Raw genomic sequence first — 13,354 nt, 5'->3', positions numbered from 1 at the left:
TCTGCGGTTGTACTCCCCCGGCCACGCTCCCGTCGGCGTTTCAGAGACGTTCGTAAATGGTGGCGTTCGCCAGACCGCCCGCCTCGCACATCGTCTGCAGGCCGTATCGGGCGTCGTGTTCGTGCAGGGCGTGAACCAGGGTGGTCGCCAGCCGGGCGCCGGACGCGCCGAGCGGGTGTCCCAGCGCGATCGCACCGCCGTTCACGTTCACCCTGGAGAGATCGACCGCCACATCCTGGGCCCAGGCCAGCACCACCGACGCGAAGGCCTCGTTCACCTCGAACAACCCGATATCGGAGATATCCAGGCCCGCCCGGTGCAGGACTTTACGGGTGGCCGGGATGATCGCCGTGAGCATCAGCAGGGGGTCGTCCCCCGCAACGGCAAAACTGTGGACTCGTGCCAGTGGCCGCAAGCCCAGTTCGGATGCCTTTTCACTGGTCGTGATGAGGATCGCGGCGCTGCCGTCGCTGATCTGGCTGGCATTGGCCGCGGTGACGTTCCAGTCGATCTCGGGGAACCGGGCCGCGACCTCCGGACTGTGGAAGGCCGGGCGCAGACCGGCCAGCGCCTCCACTGTCGTGCCCGGCCGGATACCTTCGTCTTCGGTGAGACCGGCCAGCGGCGCCAGCTGCGCCGCGAAGGAACCCTCCTTGGTGGCCCGGACCGCCTTCTCGTGGCTTCCGGCGGCGTATTCGTCGACCCGGGCCCTGGTCAGGTTCCAGCGGGCGGCGATGAGTTCGGCGCTGAGCCCCTGCGAGACAAGCGGTTCCGGATAGCGTGCAGTGAAACCGGTGCCGTTCAGATCCGCGCCGAGCACACTCGCGCCCATCGGGACGCGGCTCATCGATTCCACCCCGGCCGCGACCACCACGTCGTAGGCACCGGCGATCACTCCCTGCGCGGCGAAGTGCAGTGCCTGCTGGCTGCTGCCGCACTGACGGTCGACGGTGGTGGCGGCCACCGATTCGGGATATCCGGCGGCCAGAGCGGCACGCCGGGTCATATTGACCGACTGTTCACCTGCCTGGGTGACCACACCGCCGATGACATCCTCGATAACGCCCGGATCGATCCCGGTGCGACTCACCAGTTCCTGCAGGCTGTGTGCCAGCAGGTCCACCGGGTGGATCCCGTGCAGCGCTCCGGTCGGTTTTCCCTTGCCGATGGGTGTGCGGACGGCTTCGATGATTACTGCGTCTCTCATAGCGATTCCTGAGGTTGTCGGGCACCGGACGGTGCCCGTCCGGACGAGGGTTTCCGGGCGGTGGTGCTGCGGCGAGTGGCCAGCACGATCCCGGCGGCCACGGGGACGACCGCGGCGAGTTCCACCACTGTCACCTCCTCGCCGAGGAACAATGCGCCCAGCGCGACCCCGAACAGCGGCGGCATGAACTGCGCAACGCTGGCACCCGCAGGCCCGGCCCGTCGAATGAGCAGCAGCCACAGGCTCATTCCGATCACCGAGGCGCCGAGCCCGAGGAACAGGATCGCCGCGATCGGACCGGGTCCTGTTCGCACCGGTTCCCCCGATACCGCGGCGAAGATCACCAGCGGCACGCCGCCGACCAGCGCTTGCCAGCCGGTGGCCAGATACGGATCCGTATCACCGGCCAGGCGTGGTGTCCCGACCGTGGCCACCACCAGGAACAGTACGGCCACCACGCCGCCGGCTATTCCCTCGACGGTCACCGCCCCGGCGCCGAGTCGGTCGGCGGCGGAGGCGGCGATTCCACCGAAACCGAGGAGCAGACCGAGTATCCGTGTTCCGGTGAGCCCGGCCTCACCCGATGCTGCCGAAACCGCCTGCACCAGCAGCGGTGTGCAAGCGGACAGCACCGCGGCCATCCCTACCGAAAGATGCGGTAGCGCCCAGGCCATCACCAGCAGGTACCCGATGTTGTTGAGCAGGCCCAGCACCCCGAGGGTGAGCAGCGAGCGCGGCGGCAGGCCGCGCAGCAGACGCCATCTGACGGCGATCAGGAAGAACCCGGCGAACAGGCATCGAGCGCCGACGACCGTGGCGGGACCGGCGTCACGCAACGCGATCTCGGTCGCCAGAAAGGCACCGGCCCACAGCAGCGCCCAGATCGCCGCCAGCACCGCCGTACCCACCGACCATCCGAGTCCGTCGCGGGCGGCAGTGGGTGCGGCGGTGGAGTTCACGACGCGCTGACCGGGATCAGTCGCTCGGCTTTCGCGGCTACCCGTTTGAGGAACCGGGCCGTATCGATGACGTGCCGCCCGTGGGTTCCCTTGGCGGCCACATCCCCTTCGTCGTCGCGCGCCTCCACCTCCCACTCCACGTAGTTGCCGTCCACCCGCACACACCGCGCGGTGACGGTCAGGCGAGCACCGGGCGGTGTGGGCGCGCTGTGCTGGATGTTCACCATCGTGCCCAGGCTGCCCTCGCCTTCGTCCAGCACCGGGCGCAGCGCGATGATCGCCACCCACTCCAGCAGGCCCACCATGAATCCGGTAGCGAATACCTCCGGCATGATCCGATAGTCCTCGGATTCCGGATACAAATGGGGCACAGTCTTGTCGGCGGGCACCGTGTAGGTCATTTTCTGCACATCGCCGACCGTCAAAATGTCACGCACAGCAATTACTCCTGTCGAATCGGGAAAATGAGAGATGAGTAGGCGGCCGTCCACTCATGCTGGAACACCCTCCGGCGCCGGGCGATGCGCGCCGAGAGCGAATTCGGCCAGTCGTTTGCGTATGACGTCGGAGGTGCCGGACGGCGCGAGTGTCATCAGGGCATCGTCGAGCAGTTGCGCCGCGCCGATTCCCGGATGGCACCCGCGGGCACCCATGAGTTCGATAGCCGCGGTAGCGCACTGTACGGCCGTTTCGCTGGCCTGCAGCTTCCCGACGATGAAGCCGACGTCATGAGGGTGGCCGGCATCGAGCCGGGCCGCGGCGTGGTACAGCGAGAGCCGACTGCTGTAGATACCGGCGAACATATCGGCGAGGCGTCGCTGCACACTGTCCAGCCCGGACAGTGATTCGCCGTAGAGCACCCGGTTTCGACTGTATTCCCGCGCCCGATCCAACGCCGCCGTGGCCAGGCCGAGGGCGACCGAACCGATATTCGGTTTTCCGTGCCGGGTCACCACCGCATGCGCGTAGCCCAGCCCCCCGCCTTCCCTGCCGACCAGGTGATCCGCCGGGACCCGGCAGTCCTCGAAAACCACCTCGCCGAGGCTGAAACCCCGCAGACCTGCGAGTTCGTGCTCGATTCCTGCGGAGCAGCCCGGGCTTCCGGCCTCCACCACAAATGCGCTCAGCGCGCCCGAATCCTGCCCGGGCGAAGTCCGTGCAATGACACCGTGCAACGTCGCGATATGGGAATTGCCGATGAACCATTTGCGACCGTTGAGAATCCAGTGGTCACCGTCGCGGACCGCGGTAGTCTGCATTCCGAGCAGGTGCGATCCGGATTCGGGTTCGGTCATGCAGATGGTCATGATGTCCTGGCCGCGCGCGAGTTGCGGTAACCACCGGGCACGCTGCTGTTCGTCGCCGAATTCCGAAAGCAGCCCCGTGCCCAGCGTCGCCGCGGACAGGCTCGCGCCCAGTGCCGCGTCGACCCGCGCCGTTTCCTCGATCGCCACCAGTCTGGCCAGTGTCCCGCGCCCCTGACCACCCCATTTCTGAGGGATGCTCACCCCGTTCCAGCCGAGCGCTACGAGCCGGGGCGCGATACCCCCGGCATTGGTACCGTCCGCCGGGTCTCTGGTTTCCAGATCCGCACGAACGGTCTCACGGATGGATTGTGCCCGTTCCCAGAAGTCGTTCACTCAGCCCCCTGCATTCTGATATCGCTTGGTTTCGAATATCGACCGGGCCCCGTCGCCGGTATTCGAATCATATTGCGGTACAGGAGATAACGGCACTACCTACCTTGGTAGTAGCACAACGGGTAGTGGCCCCTGATCAACCGGAAGTGGCGATTCTCCGAATCAGTTCCGCTCGCGAGGAGATATCGAGTTTCCGGTAGATCTTGCGCAGGTGGAAATTCACCGTGTGCTCCGTGATCCCGACTTTTCGCGCCACCTGCCGATTGGTCATTCCTTGCCCCACCAGCCCCGCTACCTCGCCTTCGCGGGCGGTGAGTCCGGCCGGAACTCCGCCGCCTTCGAACGAACCCGAAGTCGGCTGCCCGTTGCCCGGGGGCGGGCAGGGATCGGCTACAACGCCGAAGAGGGAATCGGGCGCACGGTTTTCCTCGCGGTAGACCGCCCTGGCGTAGGACGCGGCATCATGCAGTAGCGGCAGTCCAGGATTTCGCTGTGCGAGCCACTCGGCGGCCTCGGCGATCCGGCCTGCCGAAAGAGCGTCCCCTGCACGGAGGGCCAAGCCCGTCAGGAAGGCCGGTATCGCCGGATCCTCGACAAAGCCTGCCGGTTCGGCCTCGATCACCGGCCACGACGAACGCAGCAGCCCGGCCGCAGCCGCCGACCCGCGACGTTCGGCGGTCACCGCGATATCGATCAGCGCGGCTCGCGCCACCGTATCCGGGAGCAGAAAATGATCCGGCTGTGCGCGTATGCGCCCCAACTGTTCGGAAGCCCGGGCCACGTCGCCGAGCCGCAGATACGCCAGTGCGGCCACCGCCAGCGCGCGCGGCACGGCGACTGTCGTACGGTGCCGATGAGCACATTCGACAGCGGTGGCGGCGGCACGCAGGGCAGCTTCGGGCTGATCGCGCTGAAGGCACACCGCTGCCTCCAGTGCGACGGGTATCGATTCGAAGGCGTACAGGCCGTGCCGTTCCTGCTCGGCGCGAACGCGGGCGACCAGATCCGCCGCCCGCGCGGTGATCCGCATATCCACAAGCCGTTTGGCTGTCATCAACCGGGTGAAGACGTGCCAGACCGGCCCTGCTTCGGCCGCCACGTTCTCGGCCAGCTGGTTCTGCCACAATGCCTCGGCGAGCTCACCGATTCGCCAGTGGCGGTCGGCGCGGAGGCACAGCTGCACAGCGCGCAATGCCGGACCGGCCGGATCGTCGCGATCGGTGACCGTGGACGTTCGTCCGGCCAGCGACGCGGTGAGCGACCGCAGGGCTGCGATCTGGTCGAGGGTCTGCTCGGTGAGCTCCGGATCGGAGAGCACAGAATCGAATCCGGTCAGCGCCGCGGCGAGATCACCGCGCAGGAGTGCCGAACTGCCCAGGCGCAGCGCGGCCAGCTGCGGAGTCGTGAGCCCCTCGACCCGGTCGACGGTGGCCATGAGATAAAGAACATCGCCGACCTGCGGGCTGACCGGCGAATCCACTGAGCGAGAATATCATTTTCATCTGCGGTTTCCGCATTATCCGAGGGTGGATCATCGGCGGCCGCCCGGCCACACACGGCGACCGGGCGGATCCACACTCACGGCTGTGGCGTGGCGGGCAGTCCGATCGACGGGTCGACGAACTCGTTGGTGACCAGGTCCGCCGCCTTCATCCCGTCGGCGATACTGTCACCGCGGTTACGCAGGATCGGCGTGACCGCCTCGATGACCCGGTCCACTCGGGCGGTGTCGAAGTTGCCGAGCGTGCTGTCGGGTCCGTTTCCGACGATCTTCTCCGCGACCTGGACCTTCACCGAATCGGTGTTCCCGGCGGCGGTCATCGGCGGACCGTCGGGGATGGTTTCGGCGATGCGCAGCAGGGCGGCGTTCACCGGTTCGGGGTCGGCGATGTAGTCGACCTGGGCCTGTTGCAGCATCGGGACCAGTTTCGTCATGCAGGGTCGCAGCGATTCGAGTTCGCCGATGCGGACCGACCAGGCGTGCGGGTAGATCTCGTAGCCGGCTTCGTGGATCAGCAGGTGATCGGTGGGTTTACGCCAGCCCTCCACATCGTGCGCCCAGCGGTAGGGTTCGTTGGAGACGTAGCCCTGCTGCATCACCCGGCCGCGTTCGGCGACGAAACGGCTCGGGGTGCCGTCGAACGAGGCGTCGGCCTGTTCCTTGCTCACGTAACCGTTCGCGACGAGGTAGTCCATGAAGATCTTTCCCTCGCTGTACACCACGGGCGCGTTCGTACCGGGTACGTCCTTCCAGGATGCGACCTGATAGGTCGCGGGGTCCCACATGATGATCTGCGGGTTCACATCCAGCGAGGCGAATACGCCGGTGACCGGGAAGTCCTGCTGTGCGCGGACGGCGTCGTCGGTGGGGACGAATCCCAGAGTGATCGAGGTGTCCTGGTACATCTGGGCGGGTACCGGCTGGCCGCCGAGGAACGGTCCGCCGAGCCGGACCTCGACATTGATACCGGTATCGCCGAGCGGGCCCGCGTAGGAGCCCTTGTTCACATCGACGGTGCCATCGGGCCCGACGAGCTGGAAGGCGGCGGCCCGTTCCGGGGTGGCGTACCAGTCGGTTTGGATGACCACCGTGGACGGGCAGATACCGGCCAGTGGCCCCTCCCCGGTGGGTTCGGGTACCGAGGTCGCGCCACCGCATGCGGTGAGCAGTGCGGCACCTGCGACGGCGGTCACGGCGGAGAGGTGTTTTTTCATTGAGCTTCCCGAGGTGCGGTGGTTGGGGTGGGGGACAGCGACGGCGGACCGCCGCTGAGACAGCGACGGAGCGGCAGCCCGCCGGTGGGTCAGTGGCCGCGCCGGCGACCGTGGGCGCGTTCTACGCGGACGGCCAGGAAGTCGAAGAACCAGAACAGGATCAGCCCGGCCAGCGAGGACAACAGCAGCGCCGTGAGCAATTCCTCGGTTGCCAGGCGCTGCCGGTAGACATCGATCATCCGGCCGATACCGGGCTCACCCTGACGGAAGAAGAAATCGGCCACGATGGACCCGATGATCGCCATCCCGCCGGAGATCTTGAAACCGGAGATCATGGCCGGAAGCGCCGTCGGTAGTTGGAGTTTCAGCAGCCGCTGGAGCCGGGTGGCGCCGTGCAGGGTGAACAGATCGTGTTCGGCGGGTGCGACGGATTTGAGCCCGAACAGGGTGTTGGTCACCACCGGGAACAGCGAGACCATCACGCAGACGATCACCCGGCTGCCGAATTCGTAGCCGAACCAGAATCCGAACAGTGGGACGACGGCGAGGATCGGAATGGTCTGCAGGATCACCGCGTACGGGTAGAGCGAGTATTCGGCCCACCGCGCCTGACTCATCACCACGGCGAAACCCACCCCCGCCACCATGGCGATGACCAGCCCGCTCAGCGCGACCAGCACGGTGGAACCCAGCGCGGACAGGATCTCGGCACGTACGGCGGAATCCAGCAGCCCCTCGGTGATCACCTCGTCGGGACCGGGGAGCAGGAACCGCGACTCGGCGGCGATCAGGTAGTTACTCGCGAAGTACCAGGCACCCATGACGAGGACGAACACCACGATCGGCGCCGTTATCCGCACCGGCGGAAACACAATCCGGCGAACCCGTTCCGTTTCTTTCTGTTCGGTGCGCACGGCCACCTCGGCAGCGGCCTCCGCCGTGACCGTGGTCATGCCGCCACCGCATGCTCGGCCGTGTGCAGCGCGGCCGAGACCGAGGCCGCGATCTCGGCGAACTCCGGCGTATACCGCAGACCCGGTTCGCGCGGGAAGTCCAGCGGTACCGGAATATCGGCGGCGACCCGGCCGGGCCGGCCGGTGAGAACGACGACCCGGGTCGACATGAACACCGCTTCGGGCACCGAATGGGTGACGAAGACACCCGCGAACGCGTCGCGGCGGAACAGGCTGCCCACTTCCTCGTTGAGACGCTGCCGGGTGATCTCGTCGAGTGCGCCGAACGGCTCGTCGAACAGGAACACCTCCGGACGCAAGGTGAGCGCGCGGGCGATGGAGGCACGCATACGCATACCGCCGGACAATTGCGCGGGTTTGTGCTTCTCGAATCCGGCCAGGCCCACCCGCTCGATCGCTTCCCTGGCGGCGGCGCGGCGTTCACCACGCGCCACCCCGGCCAGTTCCGCGGGGAGTTCGACATTCTGCAATACCGTGCGCCAGGACAGCAGGGTGGCTTCCTGGAAGACGTAACCGAGATGCCCGGTCCCGACCTCGACACTGCCGGTACTGGCCTGTTCGAAGCCGGCCGCCAGGCGCAGCAAGGTGGATTTACCGCAGCCCGAAGGCCCGACCAGGGACACGAATTCCCCCGCGCGCACAGTGATATCGATATCGCGCAGGGCGGCGGTCCCGTTCTCGAAGACCATCGACACATTCCGGAATGCGAGGGCCGGTTCGGGTTCGGTCGTATACGTTGCCTCCTCCGGAGAGGTCGGCGCCGGGATTGCCTCTGTACTCATGGAACAGTTTTATCGGGCGCTGATTGCCGATCGCGGTCCGTCGGATTACGCCGCTGTTTCGTATACGATCAATCGACGAGTTGGCCGTCACGGACGACCACACGACCACCTTTGACGACCAGCCCCCGAACCGGAACACCGACCACCGCGGCCGCGGGAGCGGGCGCCTGCACGGTGAGCAGATCGGCGCGGGCACCCGGTCGCAAGCCGTAATCGGTGAGGCCCAGAACCTCTGCACCGCCGTGTGTTCCGGCGGTGAGCGCGAGTTCGATCTCCTCGTCGGCCAGCAGCCGGTCACGGAAGGCAACCGTGCTGATCCGGCGCAGCATGTCACCGTCGCCGTACGGGGTCCACAGATCGCGGATACCGTCGTTGCCCAGCGCGAGGGTCGCGCCGGCCGCGTGCATCACGCGCAATGGGACCACCGGGGCATCGCCGACCGCACAGGTCACCATGGCCACACCCGCCTCCGCCAGGCTTTCGGCGATCCGCTGCTGCTCGGCGGGCGGCAGCGCACCCATGGCGTAGGCGTGACTGATTGTCACGCGACCGGCCAGCCCGGTGGCCCGGGTGCGCTCGATGATCAGGTCGAACTCCCAGGCACCCAGGTTTCCGGGATCGTGCAGGTGGATATCGACCTTGGCGCCGAACCGTTCGGCCAGACCGAAGATCACATCGAGCTGTCCGGTCGGGTCCCCGTCGAAACCGGCAGGGTCGATACCGCCCACCACCTCGACACCGTCGGCGAGAGCCGCGGCCAGCAGATCGGCCACCCCGGGGCGGCTGATCAGACCCCCCTGGGGAAATGCCACCAGCTCGACATCGACCCGGTCGCGGTGGCGGTCGGCGGCGGCCCGGACCGACTCGACTCCCGCCAGGCCCACCGACGGGTCGATATCGATATGGCTGCGCACATACGCGGTCCCGCCGGTGACCATGGTCGCGAGCAGACCGGCCGCGTAGTCCGGGTTGGGGATACCGAGTTCCGCGCGCCGGCCCTCACCGTTGGCGATCCGGCCCGCCAGCGAGCGACCCCCCGTATTGGGCACCCAGGGACCGCCCCACAGAGTTTTGTCCAGGTGACAGTGGGTGTCGACGAAACCGGGCAGCACCAGCGCCCCGTCGAGGTCCACGGTTTCGGTATCCGGCGCGGTCAGGCCCACACCGATCTGCTCGATCCGGCCGCCCCGGATCAGAATGTCGGCCGTATCGACGGGCTGTCCGGGCGTCCACGGGCGGCCGTTGCGAAGCAGGAGGTCGGGCGCATCGCGGACCGAGGAATCGGGCATATCGCGGAGCAAGGAATCGGACACTGGGTTTCCTTCTGTCGAGCGGTTCAGGTGAACAACATGGCGGTGCCCGCACCGGCACCGAAGACGATGACCACGGCGCGGAAAACGCCGGGGCGCAACCGGTCGGCGATCTTCGCGCCGACGGTTCCGCCGGCCAGGCACGCGGGTGCCAGCACGGCGACGGACCACCATTCGACGGGCCCGAAAAGCGCCACGGCCACGGTCGCGGTGGTCGAAACGGTCAGCGTGAGCGCACTCTTGAGGCCGTTGAGCAGGTTGATCGAGGCATCGATACCGAGCGCGAGGGCTGTCAGCAACACGATGCCCATGCCACCGTTGAAGTACGCGCCGTAGACACCGCCCAGAAAAACTCCGGCGAAAAGGGTGAACCGGGAATCGCCGCCCTTCTCGGTGAGCCGCCGCGAAATCATCGGCTGAGCTGCGAACAGGGCGGTGGCCGCCAACACCAGGTACGGCACCAGCGCGGCGAACACCTCGGGCGGCGCGGCCAGCAGTGCGATCACACCACCGACGGCGCCGGCCGTGCCGGTGAGGACCAATCGCGGGAGCAGGCTGCGGTGTTCGGTGAGCCGGGAACGCAGGGCTGCCGCGCCACCCAGGTACCCGGGCCAGACAGCCACGGCGTTGGTCACCGTCGCGGTGACGGGCGGCAGTCCGGTGGCCAGCAGCGCGGGAAACGACAGCAGGCTGCCACCACCGGCGATGGCATTGCAGACACCGGCGCCGAAACCGGCCACCAACAGCAGAACCGCGTACGCGGGATCCATAGCATCCCTCCCATCCGAAGTGAGACTGGATCGTATACGAAAGGGTGACTTCGCGCCCGCCGAGCACCCGCGGTCCGGCAGACAACGACTCGCCACAATCTTGTGCCGACGCCGGCGCCCGGAGGCCGTCGCACGCACGCCCCTGTGCCCGTAGCAGCGGCCGAACCGGGCAGCGAACAGGCGTTTCAGGACGCAACCGGGCAACCGCGACCGGACCACGGCGGCACCGTTCCGCCGTACCGAGCAGGTGACCGGGACAACCCCCACCGGCAACCCAGGCGCACACCTGGTATCCAGTTGGAAGAACCGGGCGCCGGATCGTATCCGACCACGCCCCCGACCCACCGAGCCGAGGACGATGTGGCCAGTAACCCGCGGATGACCAAACAGCAGGTGTGCCGCGCTATCCGCGAGGACATCATCAACGGCGCCTTCGCGCCCGGTCAGCGGCTGACCGAGGACACGATCGCCGAGAGTTACGGCGTCTCCCGCGTCCCCGTACGAGAGGCGCTGCGCACCCTGGAAGCCGAGGGTTTCGCCTTTTCGCGCCCTTACGCCGGGACGTTCGTCGCCGAGCTCACCGAGGCCGAGGCGGCCGACCTGCTCGAGATCCGCGCGCTGCTGGAACCCCTGTGCGCGAGCCGCGCCGCGCTGCGGCGCACCCCTGAACAACTCGGCCGGCTCAAGGAACTCACCGCGCTCGGCCAGGACGCCGTGCGCACGGGCCGGCTCGACGAGCTGACCAGGCTGAACAGCAGATTCCACGAGGTCCTGGCCGAAGCGTCCGGTAGTACCCTGCTGACCCAGCTGATCACCCAGCTCGGCTGGAAGATCGCCTGGGTGTACGCGGTGGAACTACCCCGCCGGGCCGGTGATTCCTGGGCTGAGCACGAGCACATCTGTGCCGCACTGGAAGCGAAGGACGCGGCGCTCGCCCAGCGGCTGGTCACCGAGCACATCGCCCATGCGACCGCCGCCTATCGGCTTCGCGAGCGCCGTTCCACGCCGGCAGGGTCGGGTTCGTAACGCCCGCGAAGCATTTCACCGCATTACCGGAAACAGAGGGGTCGTATACAAAACGGTGACGTAATCAGCCGCTCTGGGAGGTATCGATGCCGAATCCGCTGCCGCAGCACGATCGGAGTTCGGTCCATCGGGCACCCGAGCCGCTGCCCCACCTCGGGACAACGTGCTCGGCCGGCGGCAACGGGATGCCAGCCCACGGGGGCACCACTGCGACTTCCGCCACCGCGGGAAGTGTCGCGGCTTCCACCCGCGGCGCGCCCCCACTCGGCGGCAGCAGAACCACCGCGAATTCCCTGCCCAGCGGCCGGGCCACCCCGGTATCCAGCACGCTGGGGATCCGGTTACCGCGTACCACGGCAGAAGCGCACCGCGGCACCGGAGATCCCGGCTCGGACAGCACGGCGAACCCGCGGCACAGCGCCCCGGCAGATCCGGTGGACAGCACTCCGGCCGACCTGCTGCTGCGCAACGCGCATATCGACGATGCGGCCCCACTCGTGGATATCGCGGTCACCGGCGGCGTGATCACCGCGATCGGCCCGGATCTTGCGTGCACCGCCGAACAGGAGATCGACTGCGCGGCTCGCGTGGTGATACCCGGTTTGATCGAATCCCATGTCCATCTCGACAAGGCCCTCCTCGACCGCGAGCGAAGCGGCGACGGGACGCTCGCCCAGGCGATCGCCGTCACCGCGGAACTGAAACGGGATTTCACCGCCGCCGCGATCCGCGACCGGGCCCGCCGAGTGCTCGAACAAGCAATCACCCACGGCACCACCATGATTCGGGCTCACCCGGATGTCGACCCGATCGTCGGATTGCTGGGGGTCGACACCCTGCTCGAGCTGCGCGCGGAGTTCCGTGGCCGGATCGACCTGCAGATCGTCGCGTTTCCGCAAGAGGGGATCCTCCGTGCGCCCGGTACTCTCGGCCTGCTCCGGCAGGCGCTGAACGCGGGCGCCGAGGTGATCGGTGGCTGCACCTACAACGAGGACTCGGTGGCACAGTGCCGTCGGCATATCGATCTGGTCTTCGATCTGGCCGCCGAATTCGGCGTCCCGGTCGACCTGCACGCCGATTTCGCCGACGACACCGCCGACCCCCGCTTCGCACTGGCCGATTACATCGCCGACGTCACCGAACGCACCGGAATGGGTGGCCGGGTCACCATGGGCCACGCGACCTCCTTGGCCGCCCGCCCGCCCGCCGACCGCCACCGGGTGCTGCGCCGCCTCGCCGAGGCAGGTGTGGCCGTGGTTCCGCTCCCGGCCACCGATATGTTCCTGGGCGGGCGCACCGACACCGCGAACATCCGCCGCGGTATCGCGCCGGTCCGCGAACTCTGGGCGGCGGGCGTGCGAAGTGCCTTCTCGTCGAACAATATTCGCAACGCCTTCACCCCGTACGGCAATGCCGACCTGCTGGATATCGGCCTGTTCCTGGCCCAGACCGCGCATCTGGCGGGCCCCGAAGATCTCACCCGCGTCCTCGGTATGGCGACCTACGAAGCCGCCGCCGTGATCGGTATCGGCGACCGCTACGGTCTGCGAGTGGGCGCCGACGCCGATCTGGTCGTGCTGTCCACGTATCGAGTCGCCGACGCCCTGCTCGATCGGCCGGACCGGTGCTACGTGATCAAGGCGGGGAGAGTCGTCGCGCAAACCACCCGCACTCATCACCTGCTCCCGGCGATGCATATGTGAGGTGGAGCCCCGCTGCCCACTGACCGGGTCGGGGCCCGGGCACCGCAAACGCATACGCGGATGCCGCGCCGAGGCCTCTGCCGCCGAGGTGCCCTTCGACGACGATCGCGGCATCGCCGTGTTCGACGCCTTCGTCACAGTCGCCGCCGTAGCCGAGAGCTAGTTACTGCCGCCTACGGGTCGGCGGCCCCACCACCGGCAGCAGCGTCGGCCCCGTTTCCGGACACGGCCCATCGGATGGCACCGGGTGAGGCGGTAGTGGGATCGA

Annotated in this window: 12 protein-coding genes; 2 read left to right on the top strand and 10 right to left on the bottom strand. The window is 67.6% G+C overall.

Annotated elements, in window-relative coordinates; translation table 11 throughout:
* Positions 1-40: 40 nt before the first annotated feature.
* From QH195_RS24710 to QH195_RS24665, 10 genes are all read right to left on the bottom strand, one after another.
* Positions 41-1,207, bottom strand: a complete 1,167-nt coding sequence (locus tag QH195_RS24710; RefSeq protein WP_280437203.1) for a thiolase family protein — start codon at positions 1,205-1,207, stop codon at positions 41-43.
* On the bottom strand, positions 1,204-2,166 hold the full coding sequence (locus QH195_RS24705) for a DMT family transporter (RefSeq protein ID WP_280437202.1): 963 nt from the start codon (positions 2,164-2,166) through the stop codon (positions 1,204-1,206). The genes QH195_RS24710 and QH195_RS24705 overlap by 4 nt, the downstream gene beginning before the upstream one ends.
* Positions 2,163-2,603 (bottom strand): thioesterase family protein, encoded by a 441-nt coding sequence (locus QH195_RS24700; RefSeq protein WP_280437201.1) that lies wholly within the window; start codon positions 2,601-2,603, stop codon positions 2,163-2,165. The genes QH195_RS24705 and QH195_RS24700 overlap by 4 nt, the downstream gene beginning before the upstream one ends.
* Positions 2,604-2,657: 54 nt before the next feature.
* Positions 2,658-3,806, bottom strand: a complete 1,149-nt coding sequence (locus tag QH195_RS24695) for an acyl-CoA dehydrogenase family protein (protein ID WP_280437200.1) — start codon at positions 3,804-3,806, stop codon at positions 2,658-2,660.
* A gap of 136 nt (positions 3,807-3,942) precedes the next feature.
* On the bottom strand, positions 3,943-5,286 hold the full coding sequence (locus QH195_RS24690; RefSeq protein ID WP_280437199.1) for a response regulator transcription factor: 1,344 nt from the start codon (positions 5,284-5,286) through the stop codon (positions 3,943-3,945).
* A 98-nt stretch (positions 5,287-5,384) separates the two neighbouring features.
* The gene (locus QH195_RS24685; RefSeq protein ID WP_280437198.1) at positions 5,385-6,521 is read right to left on the bottom strand and encodes an ABC transporter substrate-binding protein; all 1,137 of its coding nucleotides are present in this window, start codon (positions 6,519-6,521) and stop codon (positions 5,385-5,387) included.
* 89 nt (positions 6,522-6,610) lie between these two features.
* Positions 6,611-7,474 (bottom strand): ABC transporter permease, encoded by an 864-nt coding sequence (locus QH195_RS24680; protein ID WP_280421064.1) that lies wholly within the window; start codon positions 7,472-7,474, stop codon positions 6,611-6,613.
* Entirely contained in the window at positions 7,471-8,277 is an 807-nt protein-coding gene (locus QH195_RS24675) for an ABC transporter ATP-binding protein (protein ID WP_432278346.1), read from the bottom strand. The genes QH195_RS24680 and QH195_RS24675 overlap by 4 nt, the downstream gene beginning before the upstream one ends.
* 68 nt (positions 8,278-8,345) lie before the next feature.
* Complete coding sequence (locus QH195_RS24670) at positions 8,346-9,590, bottom strand: amidohydrolase (RefSeq protein WP_280437197.1); 1,245 nt, start codon at positions 9,588-9,590, stop codon at positions 8,346-8,348.
* A 23-nt stretch (positions 9,591-9,613) separates the two neighbouring features.
* Positions 9,614-10,357 (bottom strand): sulfite exporter TauE/SafE family protein, encoded by a 744-nt coding sequence (locus QH195_RS24665; protein ID WP_280421066.1) that lies wholly within the window; start codon positions 10,355-10,357, stop codon positions 9,614-9,616.
* A gap of 378 nt (positions 10,358-10,735) precedes the next feature.
* Here QH195_RS24665 and QH195_RS24660 point away from each other — a divergent pair, with 378 nt between their 5' ends.
* Positions 10,736-11,383, top strand: coding sequence for a GntR family transcriptional regulator (locus QH195_RS24660; RefSeq protein ID WP_280437196.1), 648 nt, complete (start codon positions 10,736-10,738; stop codon positions 11,381-11,383).
* A gap of 185 nt (positions 11,384-11,568) precedes the next feature.
* Positions 11,569-13,086, top strand: coding sequence for an amidohydrolase family protein (locus QH195_RS24655; protein WP_280437195.1), 1,518 nt, complete (start codon positions 11,569-11,571; stop codon positions 13,084-13,086).
* Positions 13,087-13,354: the final 268 nt, after the last annotated feature.

It is taken from the genome of Nocardia carnea (assembly GCF_029868855.1).
Taxonomy (GTDB): domain Bacteria; phylum Actinomycetota; class Actinomycetes; order Mycobacteriales; family Mycobacteriaceae; genus Nocardia; species Nocardia carnea_A.
This window is presented reverse-complemented; position numbering and strand designations above follow the sequence as displayed.